We start from the raw sequence: 14786 nt of genomic DNA, 5'->3' as shown, positions 1-14786 counted from the left end.
CTGTGCCGCATGATTCCGCCGCGCCAGATCCGGGCCCGCCACGACGAGAGCACGATCACCGTCTACCAGGCGTACAACCCCGAGATCGGTGACCACGCGGCGGCCCACGGCCGGTTCCCGCCGAATTACAACCGCGACCGGATGACCTGGGTCAAACCCTCTTTCCTCTGGATGATGTACCGCTCCGGCTGGGCCACCAAGCCCGGCCAGGAGCGGGTGCTCGCCATCACGATCACCCGCGCGGGGTTCGAGTGGGCGCTGGCCCACTCGGGGCTCAGCCACTACGACTCGGCCGTCCACGCCGACCGCAAGGAGTGGACCGCCACCCGGCACCGGCCGGTCCGCGTGCAGTGGGACCCCGAGCGGTCGCCCTCCCTGCACGCGCTGCCGCACCGGGCGCTCCAGATGGGCCTGTCCCGCGAGGCGGTCGACCGCTACGTCGACGAGTGGATCGTCGGCATCGAGGATGTGACCGCCCTGGCTCATCGGATCCACGCGCTTCCCCCCGAGTCCCGCGAGGCCGAACTGCCGGTCGAGCTCCCCTATCCGCTCCCGGCGGACCTGGCCGCGACCTGCGGGGCGACCTCATGATCGAACAGGTGTTTGATAGCCTGCCGTGTTATGAGCGCACCGTTCCAGCCGTCGCTCCTCGACGCGACGGCCGACCATGAAGGGCCCGGACCGCTCGCCGGCCACGTGCGCCGCACCCTCCTGACCGACGGCGCCTGGATCGACACCCGGCCGGGCTGGATCTCCGGCGCCGACGCCCTGTTCACCCGCCTCGCCGACACGGTGCCGTGGCGGGCCGAGCGCCGCAAGATGTACGACAACGTGGTCGACGTCCCCCGGCTGCTGGCCTTCTACGACGAGGGCGACCCGCTGCCCGACCCTCTGCTCGACCAGGCGAAACGGATGCTCGACGGCTACTACCGCGACGAGCTGAAAGAGCCGTTCCGCACCGCCGGCCTGTGCCTCTACCGCGACGGCCGCGACAGCGTCGCCTGGCACGGCGACCGCATCGGGCGCGGTTCGACGGAGGACACGATGGTGGCGATCGTCTCGGTCGGCACTCCCCGGGCGCTCCTGCTCAGACCTCAAGGCGGCGGTACGACCCTCCGCCACGACCTGGGCCACGGCGACCTGATCGTGATGGGCGGCAGCTGCCAGCGCACGTGGGAACACGCCATCCCCAAGTCGGCCAAAGCGCTGGGCCCGAGAATCAGCATCCAGTTCCGGGTACGCGGCGTCCGCTGAATTCACGGCGCGATTTCGCCGAACCCATTAGCGCACGACTTTCGCCCGCATTCGTCCGGATAAATCCACGCTAAGATCGTCGCCTTGCCGTCGATTAGCCGGGGAATGACGTGTCCAAACGAATAGCGACGGCTATTGTCGGCATTTATTCGGCCGCCATGCTCGGCGCTCTCGTGTGGTCGATACTCACCGGCGACTGGGACGTCTTCTTCCTGGCGACCGTCTGGGAACACCATCACACCGCCGGTCTGGGGCTGGTGCTCGCGGTGCTGGTGTCGGCCGCCCTGCGCGGCTGGCTGATCTGGACCCTGCTGGTCTGGCCGCGCTTCGAGGGCCCGCTGTGGATGCGGGCGCTGCGGTGGCTGATCTTTGTGAACGCGGTCCTGTTCCTGCTGGGCCCGGAGGCCGAAGACGTCGGCTTCTTCCTGATGCTGCCCGTGCTGGTACTGCTCCCGATGGTGTTCCACCAGGTTCCCGTGGCGGTCCGGATGGCCGTCGCGGCGGCGGGGGTGACGGCCTCTTTCGTGCCGGGTGCGGAGATCGTCTGGCCGATCGGGGTGGTGCTGCTCCAGTCGTTCGGCCGGTGGAACCCGATCACCAGTGGGCTCGGGATGGCCGCGCTCGTCCACGTTGGCCTCGCGAACAGCCTGCCGACCGAACTCTCGGCGGCCAACGACCCGCGTGTGCTCTGGCTGCTCCTCGACGGGTTCGCGGTGCTGACCGCCCTGTGGCTGGCCCACACCGCCACCGACCTGGGCCGGGACCCCGCGACCACCCCGGCCACCCCGATCGCGGCCCGGGTGACGGCGGCGGTGGTGTCCGCGCTGGTGATCGGCACGGTGGCAGGGGTGTCCTTACCGCCCCAGGAGGTGGTCGGCGTGGTGGCGGTCGAGCCCGAACCCGTCGACGACCCTCCGCTGACCGACCGGGAGGTGGAGTATGCGCTCGAGAGGAACTGCCGGGACCCCTGGCCCCACCACCGAGTACGCGGGCAGGTCAGTTTCCCCGTCTTCCTGCAGGATCCCGCCTCGGGCTACCGGATCGAGACCCACCTCCCGGGCGACCCGCCCGGCTACCTGGAGAGGGTCCCGGTGACCGTCGGGGCGGGGGTCCGGGCGGTGTGCATGACGGCGAAGACGTTCGCCTCGGCGCCGCCGGTCCGCGCCGAGGGATGGCGGAGCGTGGTCGAGGTCCCGGTGCGCTCCCCCGACGGCGGCCTCCTGACACGCGGGACCTACCCGCTGTTCTTCCACGACTCCCCCAAGGGTCACCAGCGGGTGCGCCTGTACGCCCGCGACCTGACCACCCCGGGTCTGAAGGCCGAACACCACATGATCGTCATCTTCCCCGGCCGCTCCACGAAGGAAGTCGTGCACAAGTGATCCGCACCATCGTCGTCGCCCTCTACGGCGTCGCCGTGCTCGCCACCGCCGTGGTCTCGGTCGTCGTCGACGACCTTCGGCACCTTTCCCTGGTCACCATGGTGGCGTTCTTTCCGCCCTCCGCCCTGGACTGGCCGATGGTGCCGTTGATGGTCCTGGTGGGCGGGCTCAACGCCTGGCTCCTGTGGGAGGCACTCCACGTGCGCCGCTCCCGTGAGCGCGGGGTCCGGTGGCTGCGGCGGCTGATCTACGCCGAGGTCTTCATGGACCTGATCGGGGCCTGGGCGCTCTACGAACTGGCCGACCTCGTCGACGACACCCTGGCCGAGAACGGGACCTCGATCGTGTCCCTGATCCTGGGGCTGGCCGTCAACCTGCTGCTGTCGCTCGCGCTCACCGAAGCGTCGCGGGCCTACCGGGTGACCCTCGTCGTGCTGGCCCTGGTCGTGGCGGTCCCGTGGTGGGTGTTCCTCCCGCCGGTGGCGGCGCTGGCGCAGGTGGTGCTGTCGCAGGCGTGGTGGTTCATGATCCTGCTCGCGCAGCGGCGGGACGGCCGCTGGAGCGCGACGACCATCGGGCTCGGCTGGTGCGCGGTCGCGCTGTCTCTGGTGAGCTGGGTCCTGCCGTTCATGTGGGCGCAGTCGCAGCCGATGGAGACGGCGTTCGTTCAGGTGCTTCAGGGGATCATGGCTCTCGGGGTCGTGCGCCTGATCTGGTCGATGCGCACGGCCGCGGAGGCCGATCGCCGCCCGGTCGCCGAGACCCGGGAAACGACGATCGCCTCCGCGTAGGACCGCTCAGGACACCGGCTCGACCGGGGCCGCCACTGCGGTGCGCTGGGCCGTCAGGACCGGGCGTTCGACCAGCGTGACGTCGACCTTCAGGCCGGGGGCCAGGCGGACGGCCTCGTGGCCCGGTACGTCGGCGAGGACCTCGCCGCCGTCGTCGAGCTGGACGCGGAGCCGGGCGATCGAGCCGCGGAACGACGACGCGAGGATGAACCCGCGACCCTCGTCGGACGGGGCGACCCGCACCGCCTCCGGGCGGACCAGGACGTCGACCTCCTCGCCGGGGGCCGTGCCGTCGAGGGGGAGGATCTGGCCGAAGACCTCGACCGTCTCCCCGGACACGCGGCCCGGCAGGTGGTTCATCGTGCCGACGAACTCGGCCACGAACGGGGTGGCCGGGCGGTCGTACACCTCGGCGGGGGAACCGACCTGCTCCAACCGGCCCGACTTCAGCACCGCGACCCGGTCGGCGACCGACAGGGCCTCCTCCTGGTCGTGGGTGACGAAGATCGTGGTGATGCCGAGTTCGAGCTGGAGGCGGCGGATCTCCTCGCGCAGGCTCACGCGGACCTTGGCGTCGAGGGCCGACAGCGGCTCGTCGAGCAGCAGCACCTTCGGCTGGAGGGCCAGCGCGCGGGCCAAAGCCACGCGCTGCTGCTGGCCGCCCGACAGCTGGTGCGGGTAGCGGTCGCCGAAGCCGCCGAGACCCACGAGTTCCAGCAGCTCGGAGGCCCGGTCGTGGCGCTCGGTGGCAGGGCGGCGCCGGACCCGGAGGCCGAACGACACGTTGTCGCGCACGTTCAGGTTGGGGAACAGCGAGTAGCTCTGGAACACCATGCCCGCGTCGCGCCGGTTGGCGGGGACCCGGGTGACGTCGGCGCCGTCGATGAGGACGGCGCCGGTGTCGGGGCGCTCGAAACCGGCCACGCAGCGCAGCGCGGTCGTCTTGCCGCAGCCCGACGGGCCGAGGAAGGCGATCAGTTCGCCCTGTTCGATGGTCAGGCTGAGTCCGTCGAGGGCGACCGCGCCGCCGAACGAACGGCGCAGCTCACGGAGTTCAACGGTCATTTCGCTTTCCTTCCCGCCCCGGACAGGGTGAGCAACAGCAGCCAGATCAGGCCGAGACTGAGCACCGACAGCGCCACCGAGAGCTGGCCGTCGTTGCCGGAGATGGTGACGATCCAGACCGGGAACGTGCGGTAGCCCATCAGGGCGGCGATCGTGTACTCGCCCATGACGAGCGCCAGGCTGAGGAAGCCCGCACTGGCCACCGACGAACGCAGGTTCGGCAGGATCACCCGGAACAGCACGTACGGCCACGAGGCGCCCAGGTTCCGGGCCGCCTCCACGAGGGTGCGCACGTCGATGGCCCGCAGGCCGGTGTCCAGCGAACGGTAGGCGAACGGCAGCGCGAGCATGACGTACGCCAGGACCAGGACGACGGGGAAGTTCTCGTCCTGGATGGAGATGAGGGTCTGCCAGAACGGCGTGGCCGCCAGGGCGTCGGTGCCGCCGCGCAGCGCGTTGGCGATGCCGACCACGTAGGTGATCGGGGGCACGATCAGCGGCAGCGTCGTGATCGTCTCCAGCACCGGGCGCAGGCCGGGTGCCCCCAGTCGTACCGCCAGAAGAGCGGGCAGGGTCAGGAGCAGGACCAGCACGATCACGGCGGCGCCGAGCAGGAGCGACTTCACCAGGCTCTCGGCGAAGCCTGGGGCCGAGACGATCCGGCCGTAGGCGCCGAGGGAGAAGCCCTGCGACTCGTTGTAGACGGTGAACCAGACCGAGATGGCCAGGGGCACCAGGAAGTAGACCGCCGCCACGCCGAGGGTGACCCGGCGCCACATCACGCCAGCCATCGGGAGCTCCTCTTCTGCAGCGGCAGGTAGACGGCCATCACCAGCAGCGCGATCACGATCATGTCGAGGGACAGCGCGAGGGCGATGTTCTCGTACCCGATGAGCACGTTGCCCGTGAGGGCGTCGGCGATCTGGAGCGTCACCAGCGGCACCGACGCGCCGACCATCGCGGCGGCGGTCGCGTAGGCGGCGAACGCGCCGCCGAACAGCAGCACCGCGCCGCCGAGCAGCGACGGGGTGAGCACCGGGATGCCGACCATCCGCCAGAACTGCCAGGTCGAGGCGCCGTTGTTCTGCGCGGCCTCCCGCCACTGCGGCTTGAGGCCGTCGAGCGCCGGGGCGATGACCAGCACCATCAGCGGTACGGAGAAGTAGAGGTAGACCAGGGCCAGGCCCCAGAAGTTGTAGAGCGCGCCCGACCCGAGGCCGAGGGCGGCGGTGACCACGCCGGAGTTGCCCAGCGTGGCGATCCAGATGAAGGCCAGCGGCACCCCGCCGAAGTTGGACAGCACACCGGAGGCGGTCAGCACGGCCTCGCGCAGCAGTCCGGACCGCGAGGTCAGCACCGCCTGCGCGAGGAAGGCGCCGAGGATCGCGCCCGCGACGGCGACGACGGCCGACAGCTTGACGCTGCTCCACAGCGCCCCGATGTACGGCTCGCGCATCGTCGCCGACAGGTTGTCGAACCCGAACCCGCCGGTCTTGACCGAGAACGCGCCGATGACCAGCACCACGACCGGGATGCCGAAGGCGATCAGCGTGACGGCGAGCAGAGGCGCCGCCGCCAGCCACCCGGCGCCGCCTCCGCGGCGCCGGGTACGTACCGGGCCGGTCATCAGCCGGCGACCGCGGCGCCCCAGCCGGAGGCGACGACTTCGTTCGCCTTCGTGACCTGGTCGGCGGTGGGGAACGTCGGCTCGCCGTCGACCGGCGGCAGGGCGGCGGAGGCGGCCTGGTCGACCGACCCGTCGGCGATCATCGCGGGCAGCAGCACCGGGCGGGCGAAGCCCTTCAGGTACAGGTTCTGGCCCTCGGGGCTGTAGAGGAACTCCTGCCACAGCCGCGCGGCGGCCGGGTGGGGGGCGTCCTTGTTGATGGCCTGGGCGTACAGGGAGATGTACTTGCCGTCGGTGGGGATGACGGTCTTCCAGTCGAGGCCCTTCTCGGCCATGATCGGCGCGTAGGCGGCGTTGTTGTAGTCCCAGTCGATCGAGATCTGGGTCTCGCCCTTCTCGATCGTCGCCGGGGTCGTCTCGACCGGGTTGAAGTTGCCGGCGTCCTTGAGCTTCTTGAAGAAGTCGATGCCGGGCTGGATGTCGTCGAACGAACCGCCGTTGGCGAGGGCGGCGGCGTACACGCCGGCGAAGGCCGAACCGGCCTTGGTCGGGTTGCCGTTCATGGCGACCTTGCCCTTGTACTCGGGCTTGAGCAGGTCGGCGAAGGTCTGCGGGCAGGCCGCGATCTTCTTGGCGTCACAGGCGATCGAGACGTAGCCGCCGTAGTCGTTCACCCAGAGGCCGTTGGCCTCCTTCTGGGCAGCGGGGATCTTGTCCCAGGTCGCGACCTTGTACGGCGCGAACAGGCCCTCGGTGGCGCCCGAGTAGGCGAACGACTGGCCGATGTCCAGCACGTCGGGGGCGCGGTCCTGGCCCTTGCGGGTCTTCACCGCGTTGATCTCGTCGGCGGAGGAGGCGTCGGGGGTCTCCTCCTCGATCTCGATGCCGGGGTACTTGGCCTTGAAGGCGGCCAGGATCTCGCCGTAGTTGGCCCAGTCCGGGGGCAGCGCGATGACGTGCAGCTTGCCCTCGGCCTTGGCGGCCTCGTACAGCTTGTCGATGCCGCCGAAGTCGGCGGCGGAGGTCGCGGTCTTGGCGTCGACCGCGGCGGCGCCACCGGAGGCGGCGGCCGATGAAGTAGAGGTTGCCTCGGTACCGGGCGCGGACCCACAGGCCGCGACGGCGATCAGCAGACCGGCCGCAAGGCCGGTGAGACGGACTCGGGAAGAGACCACGATGAACTCCCACTGGAGCGAAGTGCGCTTAACTTGTTCAAACAAGCTAGGGACACCAGATCGACCACCCTTGTCCTGACGGTGAACAGTCGGAGGCCATTCGTCAAATGGCTAAACACCTACTTTTCCGGACGTTTTCCGGACCGTACGGTGAAGCCTGCCTGTACACAGTCAGCTGGGGGGACCGCCGTGCACCCGCGTTACGCGCGCATCGCCGACGAGCTCCGGGCCGCCATCCTCGGCGGTGAGCTCCCGGTGGGCACACCGCTGCCCTCGGAGACGGTGCTGGCCACCCGGCACCGGGTGGCGCGGGGAACCGTCCGCCAGGCCGTCGCGGTGCTGACCGCCGAGGGGCTCGTGGGCTCCCGCCAGGGTGCCAGACGTGTCGTCCTCGGGCGCGAACGCAGCCAGAACTTCGCGGTACTGAACAGTTTCGCCGAGTGGGCGCGGGCGGCCGGGCACCAGGTGACCGGACAGGTCCTCAACCAGCGCCGTCGCGGGGCGACCGCCGCCGAGGCGGCCCGGCTCGGGCTGGCCACCGGCGACCCGGTGCTCGGCGTGCTGCGGTTACGCAGTCTCGACGGCGCGGCGGTCCTGCTGGAACGAACGGTGTACGCGGGGTGGCTCGCCCCCGCCGTCGAGCGGCTGCCCGCCGACTGCGACTCGGTCACGCGGGCCCTGTACGAATCGAGGGGCCTGATCTTCGCGTACGGAGAGCACCTGATCGACGCCGTCGCGGCCGGGACGGAGGACTCCCGCCTGCTCGGAGTGCGGCGGGGCGGGCCGCTGCTGCGGCAGCGGCGGGTGACGACGACGCGCGAGGGGCGCCCGGCGGAGTGGTCGGACGACCGCTACCGGGCCGGCAGCGTGACGTTCGCGATCCGCAACGCGGCGGGCGCCCTCGCGGTGCACCCGCAGGACTAGGTGTACTAGGCCGCCGCGACCAGGTCAGGGGCGGAGCCCGCCGGACACCACGTCGATGAGGCGGTCGAGGGCGGACGGGTCGGCCGGGTCGGCCGTCAGGCACCCGGCCATCAGGGCCTTGACGTCGGGAAAGGTGATGCCGGGCCGGACCTCCCCCGCCTCCTGCGCGGCAGCGAGCAGGGCGCGCAGCCGGGCGCTCACGTCGTAGCCGGCCCGGGCGGCCGCGGCGTCCACGTCGAAACCGGCGCCGCCCAGCGCCTCGGCCAGCCCCCGATGCGTCGCGCCCTCGCGGACGAGGGCGGCGAAGAAGGCGAAGAACGCGCCGGGACGGCCGGTCAGCGCGTCGGCCCGCTCGCTGAGCTCCCTCATCCGGTCGAGGAGCACGGCCGCGAACAGGTCCTCCTTGGTGGGGAAGTGGCGGCTGACGGTGCCCGTGCCGACCCCCGCTCTGCGGGCGATCTCGTGTACGGGCACGGACAGCCCCTCCGAAGCGAAGATCTCGGCCGCCACGGCCAGCACCCTGGCCCGGTTGCGCTGGGCGTCCGCGCGCATGCTTCCCCCTCGTCGACAAACGGGATACCCGTCCCGTATAGTCGAAACGGGACGCTCATCCCGATTCTAGGGGGACACCACCATGCGCTGGACCGCCTCGAACATCCCCGACCAGACCGGCCGCACGGCCGTCGTGACGGGCGCCAACACCGGCCTCGGCTACGAGGCCGCCCGCCTCCTCGCGGAGAAGGGCGCGAGCGTGGTCATGGCCTGCCGCGATCCGTCGAGGGCCCGGCGGGCGCTGGCCCGGCTCGGCTCGCCCCGGGCGCGGGTGCTCATCCTCGACCTGGCCTCACCGGCCTCGATCAGGTCGGCGGCCGGAGAGCTCGCGGGAGAACGGATCGACCTGCTGATCAACAACGCGGGCGGCATCCGCCCCCGCCACGCCGTGACCGACGAGGGCTGGGAGCTCACCTTCGCCACCAACCACCTGGGCACCTACGCGTTCACCGGCCTGGTGCTCGACCGCCTGCTGTCCGTGCCGGGCTCGCGGGTGGTGACGGTCAGCAGCATCGGCCACCGGCGCGGCACCATGAACTTCGACGACCTGCACTTCGAGCGCCGGTACGACTACCAGAAGGCCTACTTCCAGTCGAAGCTGGCCAACCTCCTGTTCGGCTACGAACTCCACCGGCGGCTCACCGAGGCGGGCGCCGGGACCCTCTCGGTGACGGCCCATCCGGGCAACGCCCGCACCGAGTTCGGCCGCGACATGTCACCGTTCGTCCGGGTCATGATGCGCCCGGCCCTGCGGCCGGTGACGTGGTGGCTGATGCAGGACCCGGAGGTCGGCGCGCTCGCGGCGGTGCGGGCGGCGGTCGACCCGTCGGTGCGGGGCGGCGAGTTCTACGGCCCGCCGGGCCGATCCCAGTTCACCGGCCACCCGGAGCGCATCACGTCCAGCCCGGAGTCATATGACGCCGGCGTCCGGCGACGGCTGTGGGCCGAGTCGGAACGGCTGACCGGCGTCGTGTACGACCTGGCCCGCCAGGGCAGATCGGCGAGCTCGTCCTGACGGACGCCGCCAGGACGAGCGCGGCCGAGGACTAGCTGTAGTAACCGCTCTCGATGCGGCTCTTGAACACCGACTGGATGCCCTGGTGCGCCATGACGCCCTGGGAGACGGTGTAGTCGATCAGCAGGACGCTGGCCTCGAACGTCAGGTTCTCGGTCACCCGGGTCCCGGCCTCACCGAGGTCGGTGAAGGTGATCGTCTGGTGGGTGACGACGTTGGGCAGGGTCCACGAGTCGACCTCGTAGAAGTAGCCCGCCGCGTTGATGCGCTGCTGGGCGTGCGTGTTGATCGGCGTCGCCGGCAGTCCGGGCTGGAGCGGCGTGTTCTCGACCGCGGTCTGGTTGATGGTCCGGACCCCGGCGGTGGTCGTGTCGGAGTGGACGACCACCCGCTGGAGCAGCGGGTTGGCGCCGATGTGGTTCTCGAAGTTCGAGTAGATCGCGAACACCTCGTCGCGGGGGGCCGCGATGTCGACCGAGATGCTCTGCGACCGCGCGGCCCGCCCGATGGCCGGGTTGGGGTGGTTCAGGCTCTCGAACAGGGTGTACGTGGTGCGGGCCAGCTCCCACTGAAGGGCGAGCACCGGGTCGGTGTCCGTGGCCTTCGCGGGCGAGCTCATGACGGACAGGACCATCGTGAGGGCGAGCAGTGGAGCGCTTAACAGCCGAAACGGCTTCTTTCTCATGGGAGAGATCTATCGCATCGGCGGTTGGACCGCTCCTGGCAATAACTGCCAGTCTTTATCAGGGCACCAGTCTGTAGCCGACGCCGCGCACCGTTTCGACGACATTGGGCTCACCCAGTTTGGCCCGCAGGTGCGCGATGTGGACGTCGAGAGTACGCGCCGCCGACCTGCTCAGGTCCTTCCAGTTCTCCAGCAATAACGCCTGCTTGGTGACGACCTCGCCGGGTGTCTGCACGAGCCGCCGCAGTAACGCGAACTCCTTCGGTGTCAGCGGCACATTCCGGCCGTCGCGCCAGACCAGATAACGTTTCGCGTCGATCTGGATGTCACCGGCCTGGAGAACGTCGGTCTTGCCGCCGCGCGAGCGCCGCAGCACGGCCTCCATTCGCGCTTCCAATTCCTCCATGCACACGGGTTTGACCAGGTAGTCGTCTGCTCCCGCCCGCAGGCCGCGCACCCGTTCGGCCCCGTTGTCGCGGGCGGAGAGAACGATGATGGGGACGTCGCTCGTCCGCCTGATCTCCCGGCACGCCTCTGCCCCGTCGTCGGCTCCCACACCGAGAAACACAACGTCATATCCGAGCACGGCCGTCCGGTCGGGTCCGACCGTGACCGAATAACCTGATTTCACCAGCGCCGCTTCGATGTCCGCCGCCGTCTGCCTATCTTCGTCCACGACGAATACCCGCATGTCTCCCCGTGTTTAAAGCTGTGGCCCCCGCCTCGTCCGGGCAATACTGGTGGGTACGGCATGACATGTCAATAATTGCCGAAGAACTAATTGCCCGTGGTCAAATGAATGGCGGCCTCGGCGGTGAACGGCAGGAACGTGAACGACTCCTGGAGATAGAGCGTCACCGTCGTGTCGGTGTGGCTCAGATATCCAATGGAGACGTCCTGCCCGAGGTGCAGGTCGAAGTCGCCGCCCCGAGTGGTGAGCACGACCGCGCCCGAGATGGCCGGAGCCCAGACGATGTCGCCCGACACCAGCCGTTGAAGGTGTTCCAGCACCGGATATCCGTGGTCGGCCGTCTCGGCGACGCCCGTGTAGGCGTCGGCGCTCAGCAGCACCGAATAGGGCCCGTCGACCCCGGCCATCCGCAGGATGCCGAGGGCCTGGGCGACGGCGTCCGGGTAGGCGCGCACGTCGCCCGGGAGCACCAGCGGCGCGTGCGCGCTCAGCGGGATGACGCCGGAGATGTGACCGGCGTCGTAGCCGCCGAAGATGGCGTGGTCTTCGGCGATGGCCAGCGCGGCGGCGGCGTCCTTGACCGGCTGCCAGTCGGAGTCGTTCGACCCGCGCTCGACGTCGTCGATCGCCTCGCGGTCGAGCTCGAACGGGCGGCGCAGCTCGACCAGCCGCGACACCTCCCGCTGCCGGGCCTGCACGTCGGGCGACGGCGACGAGATCGGGGTCGTGTGGCCGGTCGAGACCGCCGACAGTTCGGTCCCACCGGGCCCGTGGACGTCGACCACCCTCCGTCCGGCGATGTGACGCTTGAAGGTGCGGGTGGCCTCCTCTTCGATCTGCGCCCAGGCGGCGTCGGAGATCGGGGCCAGTTCCCGGTGGAGGTTGTTCATGTCTGCGGAACTCCCTTGAGGTCGCCGATGATCAGCCGGCCCGACTGCACGGGCTCCGGCTGGTCTTCCAGAAAGGCACCTGAGGGGACGAAATACAGCGAACCGGTGAGCGCGGTGGAGAAATCGAGGATCCGGTCGTAGTTGCCGGGCGGATCGCCGATGAACATGTTGGTCAGCATGCGCTCGATCACGTCGGGCGTGCGGGCGTAGCCGATGAAGTAGGTGCCGAACTCCCCCTGCGAGGCGTTGCCGAACGGCATGTTGTCGCGCAGGATCTTCAGCTCCTTGCCGTCGACCTCGATGACCGTGAGGGCGTTGTGCGCGTTCGACGGCTTCACGTCGTCGTCGAGCTCGACGTTGGAGAGCTTGCGCCGCCCGATGACGTTCTCCTGCTCCTCGGTGGAGATGCCGTTCCAGGCGGTCAGGTCGTGGACGTACTTCTGGATCAGGACGTAGGAACCGCCTGCGTAGTCGGCGTCCTCGTCGCCGATGAGCACCGAGTCGAGGGCCAGGTCCCCGGTCGGGTTCTCCGTGCCGTCGACGAATCCGAGCAGGTCACGGGCGTCGAAGTAGCGGAAGCCGTGCACCTCGTCTGCGCTCGCGACGGCGTCGCGGAGCCGGTCCATGATGATCCCGGCCAGCTCGAAGCAGAGGTCCTGCCGGTTGGCCCGGATGTGGATCAGCAGGTCGCCCGGGGTCGACGGCGCATAGTGGGCGCCCCTGATCTCTTTGAACGGGTGGAGCCCCCGCGGCTTCGGCACGCCCGGGTAGAGCCGGTCGAAGAACTGCGACCCGAACCCGAGGACGCACGACAGCCCGGGGTCCAGCGACCGGAACCCTACCGTGCGCAGCAGCCCGGCGAGGTCTTCGCCCAGGTCCTTGACGGCCTGGTGGCCGGTCGGCTTGATCGTGGCGACGATGAAGATGGCCGCCGGGCTGAGTGAGCCCAGGACCGCCTGCACCCCGCTGCGATAGTCGTCCACCCCGCTAGGGGTCGCCGGTGACATGGTCGGTCAATCTCCTTTTCGGGTCACGGGTTCGTGCGGTCGGTAGTGGGAGAGGACGGCCGGTTGGCCCGTGTAGTTGGGCCCGGCCCTGTCGTCGGCACCCAGATATTCATAGGGGAGCTCGATCGTGCCGGGGCCGGTGCGCGTGATGAGTTTTTTTCTGGGGTCGTACACGAAACCCGCGCTCCTGAGCGTGGCCAGCAGTTTCCGGCGCGAGGGCGTCTCGACGGAGGCGACGTCGAAGCTGGCCGCGAACCTGCCGTGCCCGGTCAGCCACCCGGCGATCTCGGTGAGCGCCCTCAGCTTGTCGCCGACGTAGTGAAGGCCGTGCACGACGGTGACCAGGTCGAATGCCCGCTCGGGCCGCCAGCCGGGGATGGCCGCGACGACCAGCTCCAGGTTCTTCCCCGGCCGGACCGCGAAGTGATCGACCAGATCGACCCCGGTGACGTCGGCACCGAGCATCGCGCCCTCGGCGAGGGCGTGTCCTTCACCGCAGCACAGGTCGAGCCACGACGAGCCCGGCAGAAGCCCGGCCAGGTCGAGGCCGAGCTCGCGGGAGTAACTTGCCAGCCGCCTGCCCCGGTTCATGGCGATGTTCGCCACCACGGGCGAGGCGTCCAGCTCGGCCGGCCCGAGCAGCCTCATGCGGGGCGGAATTCGTGCACGACCTCGATCGGCCCGACGATGTGCCGGTTGAACTCGTCGAGCTCCTCGGCCGGAACCCACAGTTCGAGGATGGTCTCGCCCCCCGCCCTTTGAACGGGGTAGCGCGCGGCGAACTCGGCGTCCACCTCGAACCGGGTGACGTAGCCGACGCCGGAGGCCGGGACGTTCCAGTCGCGCGCGATCCTGATGGCGTAGTCCTCGTTGAGGACCGGGTAGAAGATCGGCTGCTCGGGCAGCCTCGGGGGCCACGCGGTGAAGCCCGACCGGCGCACCAGCTCCAGTTCCTCGGGGCCGGTGGGACGCCACAGGGTCAATGTGCGCATACGCCCTATTTTGTCGTGAACGCTGCGGGGCGGCGCGCCCATTTAGGCTTCGACGGGTGACCATCAGGGAATCCGCGCTCCGCTTCGCCCGCACCTGGCAGGCCGGCTGGGCCACTCACGACGTCGAACTGCTCCTTTCTCTGTACGCCCCGGGCATCGTCCACCGCTCGATGCCCTTCCGCGAGCCGCACCGGGGGCTTGAGGAGTTGAAGAGGTATCTGACGTGGTCGTTCTCCGAGGAGGTCGTGCTCGACGTGAAGTTCGGCGAGCCGCTGGTCGACGGCGACACGGCGGCGATCGAGTTTCTCGTCCATGCCGAGGAGGGCCATCTGGCCGGATGCGTTTTCGTGCGCTTCGACGAGAACGGACTTGCCGTCGAGACACGCGACTACTGGCATATGACGGATAATCCCGGATATGTCGAGAAACAGGTGTGACAGATGCGAACTCATCATCGGAGAGGGCTGTTCCTGTAACGGAATTCCGGTCCGGACCATACCGCCGCCCGAAATTCTGATTTCCCCGAACGGTTTCGCCCACCTGCCAGATGCGTGCGTGCACTTTCCGCCTCCGGAGGTGTTCACGCGGGAATGGGGCCAGGTGCTCGCACCCGCCCACGGCGTGTGGCAGCGCATCGGCCCCGGGCAGCCGTTATGGGCGAGTTCCGGAAACCTGGAGCGTTCCGCCGAGACCCGCTGCTCCGACTGCGCCCGCACCCATCCGGGATACGCCTGAC

At 69.6% G+C, this 14786-nt stretch carries 19 protein-coding genes; 8 read left to right on the top strand and 11 right to left on the bottom strand.

Annotation, left to right across the window (positions count from 1 at the left end; all coding sequences use genetic code 11):
* The first annotated feature begins 9 nt into the window (after positions 1-9).
* From ACYQ78_RS27320 to ACYQ78_RS27305, 4 genes are all read left to right on the top strand, one after another.
* Complete coding sequence (locus tag ACYQ78_RS27320) at positions 10-591, top strand: DUF4291 domain-containing protein (RefSeq protein WP_459803774.1); 582 nt, start codon at positions 10-12, stop codon at positions 589-591.
* A gap of 30 nt (positions 592-621) precedes the next feature.
* On the top strand, positions 622-1254 hold the full coding sequence (locus tag ACYQ78_RS27315; RefSeq protein ID WP_459803773.1) for an alpha-ketoglutarate-dependent dioxygenase AlkB: 633 nt from the start codon (positions 622-624) through the stop codon (positions 1252-1254).
* A gap of 158 nt (positions 1255-1412) precedes the next feature.
* Positions 1413-2636 carry a hypothetical protein gene (locus ACYQ78_RS27310; RefSeq protein WP_459803772.1) on the top strand — a complete coding sequence of 408 codons (1224 nt, stop codon included), beginning with the start codon at positions 1413-1415 and terminating at the stop codon, positions 2634-2636.
* Positions 2633-3427 (top strand): hypothetical protein, encoded by a 795-nt coding sequence (locus ACYQ78_RS27305; protein ID WP_459803771.1) that lies wholly within the window; start codon positions 2633-2635, stop codon positions 3425-3427. Before ACYQ78_RS27310 ends, ACYQ78_RS27305 begins: the two co-directional genes overlap by 4 nt.
* A gap of 6 nt (positions 3428-3433) precedes the next feature.
* On the opposite strand, the gene ACYQ78_RS27300 is transcribed toward ACYQ78_RS27305, so the two are convergent.
* The 4 genes from ACYQ78_RS27300 to ACYQ78_RS27285 are packed head-to-tail and all read right to left on the bottom strand — an operon-like array spanning position 3434 to position 7294.
* The gene (locus ACYQ78_RS27300; RefSeq protein WP_459803770.1) at positions 3434-4492 is read right to left on the bottom strand and encodes an ABC transporter ATP-binding protein; all 1059 of its coding nucleotides are present in this window, start codon (positions 4490-4492) and stop codon (positions 3434-3436) included.
* A complete protein-coding gene (locus ACYQ78_RS27295; protein ID WP_459803769.1) occupies positions 4489-5283 on the bottom strand; it encodes an ABC transporter permease in 795 nt (264 codons plus the stop codon). Before ACYQ78_RS27295 ends, ACYQ78_RS27300 begins: the two co-directional genes overlap by 4 nt.
* Positions 5271-6119 carry an ABC transporter permease gene (locus ACYQ78_RS27290; protein WP_459803768.1) on the bottom strand — a complete coding sequence of 283 codons (849 nt, stop codon included), beginning with the start codon at positions 6117-6119 and terminating at the stop codon, positions 5271-5273. The genes ACYQ78_RS27295 and ACYQ78_RS27290 overlap by 13 nt, the downstream gene beginning before the upstream one ends.
* Positions 6119-7294 carry an ABC transporter substrate-binding protein gene (locus tag ACYQ78_RS27285; protein ID WP_459803767.1) on the bottom strand — a complete coding sequence of 392 codons (1176 nt, stop codon included), beginning with the start codon at positions 7292-7294 and terminating at the stop codon, positions 6119-6121. Before ACYQ78_RS27285 ends, ACYQ78_RS27290 begins: the two co-directional genes overlap by 1 nt.
* Before the next feature lie 189 nt (positions 7295-7483).
* Between ACYQ78_RS27285 and ACYQ78_RS27280 the strand changes: the two genes are divergently transcribed.
* On the top strand, positions 7484-8218 hold the full coding sequence (locus ACYQ78_RS27280) for a GntR family transcriptional regulator (RefSeq protein WP_459803766.1): 735 nt from the start codon (positions 7484-7486) through the stop codon (positions 8216-8218).
* Between the two features lie 24 nt (positions 8219-8242).
* Here ACYQ78_RS27280 and ACYQ78_RS27275 read toward each other — a convergent pair whose 3' ends face one another.
* Positions 8243-8770: a TetR/AcrR family transcriptional regulator gene (locus ACYQ78_RS27275; RefSeq protein WP_459803765.1), complete on the bottom strand. Its 528-nt coding sequence runs from the start codon at positions 8768-8770 to the stop codon at positions 8243-8245.
* A gap of 82 nt (positions 8771-8852) precedes the next feature.
* Here ACYQ78_RS27275 and ACYQ78_RS27270 point away from each other — a divergent pair, with 82 nt between their 5' ends.
* Complete coding sequence (locus tag ACYQ78_RS27270; protein WP_459803764.1) at positions 8853-9785, top strand: oxidoreductase; 933 nt, start codon at positions 8853-8855, stop codon at positions 9783-9785.
* A 31-nt stretch (positions 9786-9816) separates the two neighbouring features.
* On the opposite strand, the gene ACYQ78_RS27265 is transcribed toward ACYQ78_RS27270, so the two are convergent.
* The 6 genes from ACYQ78_RS27265 to ACYQ78_RS27240 form a co-directional block, all read right to left on the bottom strand.
* Positions 9817-10470: a hypothetical protein gene (locus tag ACYQ78_RS27265; RefSeq protein WP_459803763.1), complete on the bottom strand. Its 654-nt coding sequence runs from the start codon at positions 10468-10470 to the stop codon at positions 9817-9819.
* Between the two features lie 58 nt (positions 10471-10528).
* Entirely contained in the window at positions 10529-11161 is a 633-nt protein-coding gene (locus tag ACYQ78_RS27260) for a response regulator transcription factor (protein WP_459803762.1), read from the bottom strand.
* Between the two features lie 86 nt (positions 11162-11247).
* Entirely contained in the window at positions 11248-12051 is an 804-nt protein-coding gene (locus ACYQ78_RS27255) for a family 1 encapsulin nanocompartment shell protein (protein WP_459803761.1), read from the bottom strand.
* Positions 12048-13058, bottom strand: coding sequence for a Dyp-type peroxidase (locus ACYQ78_RS27250; protein ID WP_459803760.1), 1011 nt, complete (start codon positions 13056-13058; stop codon positions 12048-12050). Before ACYQ78_RS27250 ends, ACYQ78_RS27255 begins: the two co-directional genes overlap by 4 nt.
* Positions 13059-13064: 6 nt before the next feature.
* A complete protein-coding gene (locus ACYQ78_RS27245) occupies positions 13065-13706 on the bottom strand; it encodes a class I SAM-dependent methyltransferase (RefSeq protein ID WP_459803759.1) in 642 nt (213 codons plus the stop codon).
* Positions 13703-14050: an ADP-ribosylation/crystallin J1 gene (locus ACYQ78_RS27240; RefSeq protein WP_459803758.1), complete on the bottom strand. Its 348-nt coding sequence runs from the start codon at positions 14048-14050 to the stop codon at positions 13703-13705. Before ACYQ78_RS27240 ends, ACYQ78_RS27245 begins: the two co-directional genes overlap by 4 nt.
* Before the next feature lie 56 nt (positions 14051-14106).
* Here ACYQ78_RS27240 and ACYQ78_RS27235 point away from each other — a divergent pair, with 56 nt between their 5' ends.
* On the top strand, positions 14107-14487 hold the full coding sequence (locus ACYQ78_RS27235; RefSeq protein WP_459803757.1) for a nuclear transport factor 2 family protein: 381 nt from the start codon (positions 14107-14109) through the stop codon (positions 14485-14487).
* Between the two features lie 139 nt (positions 14488-14626).
* Positions 14627-14785: a hypothetical protein gene (locus tag ACYQ78_RS27230; protein WP_459803756.1), complete on the top strand. Its 159-nt coding sequence runs from the start codon at positions 14627-14629 to the stop codon at positions 14783-14785.
* Position 14786: the final 1 nt, after the last annotated feature.

It is taken from the genome of Herbidospora sp. RD11066 (genome assembly GCF_054661255.1).
The sequence above is the reverse complement of the archived record's forward strand: the minus strand, read 5'-3'. Positions and strand labels throughout refer to the sequence as shown.

Bases quoted from the DNA above. Each gene is read 5' to 3' on its own strand.
- ACYQ78_RS27290 (WP_459803768.1), bottom strand. From the start codon at position 6,119: ATGACCGGCCCGGTACGTACCCGGCGCCGCGGAGGCGGCGCCGGGTGG.
- ACYQ78_RS27240 (WP_459803758.1), bottom strand. From the start codon at position 14,050: ATGCGCACATTGACCCTGTGGCGTCCCACCGGCCCCGAGGAACTGGAG.
- ACYQ78_RS27320 (WP_459803774.1), top strand. From the start codon at position 10: ATGATTCCGCCGCGCCAGATCCGGGCCCGCCACGACGAGAGCACGATC.
- ACYQ78_RS27265 (WP_459803763.1), bottom strand. From the start codon at position 10,470: ATGAGAAAGAAGCCGTTTCGGCTGTTAAGCGCTCCACTGCTCGCCCTC.
- ACYQ78_RS27315 (WP_459803773.1), top strand. From the start codon at position 622: ATGAGCGCACCGTTCCAGCCGTCGCTCCTCGACGCGACGGCCGACCAT.
- ACYQ78_RS27295 (WP_459803769.1), bottom strand. From the start codon at position 5,283: ATGGCTGGCGTGATGTGGCGCCGGGTCACCCTCGGCGTGGCGGCGGTC.
- ACYQ78_RS27245 (WP_459803759.1), bottom strand. From the start codon at position 13,706: ATGAGGCTGCTCGGGCCGGCCGAGCTGGACGCCTCGCCCGTGGTGGCG.
- ACYQ78_RS27300 (WP_459803770.1), bottom strand. From the start codon at position 4,492: ATGACCGTTGAACTCCGTGAGCTGCGCCGTTCGTTCGGCGGCGCGGTC.
- ACYQ78_RS27255 (WP_459803761.1), bottom strand. From the start codon at position 12,051: ATGAACAACCTCCACCGGGAACTGGCCCCGATCTCCGACGCCGCCTGG.
- ACYQ78_RS27310 (WP_459803772.1), top strand. From the start codon at position 1,413: ATGCTCGGCGCTCTCGTGTGGTCGATACTCACCGGCGACTGGGACGTC.
- ACYQ78_RS27260 (WP_459803762.1), bottom strand. From the start codon at position 11,161: ATGCGGGTATTCGTCGTGGACGAAGATAGGCAGACGGCGGCGGACATC.
- ACYQ78_RS27275 (WP_459803765.1), bottom strand. From the start codon at position 8,770: ATGCGCGCGGACGCCCAGCGCAACCGGGCCAGGGTGCTGGCCGTGGCG.
- ACYQ78_RS27250 (WP_459803760.1), bottom strand. From the start codon at position 13,058: ATGTCACCGGCGACCCCTAGCGGGGTGGACGACTATCGCAGCGGGGTG.
- ACYQ78_RS27270 (WP_459803764.1), top strand. From the start codon at position 8,853: ATGCGCTGGACCGCCTCGAACATCCCCGACCAGACCGGCCGCACGGCC.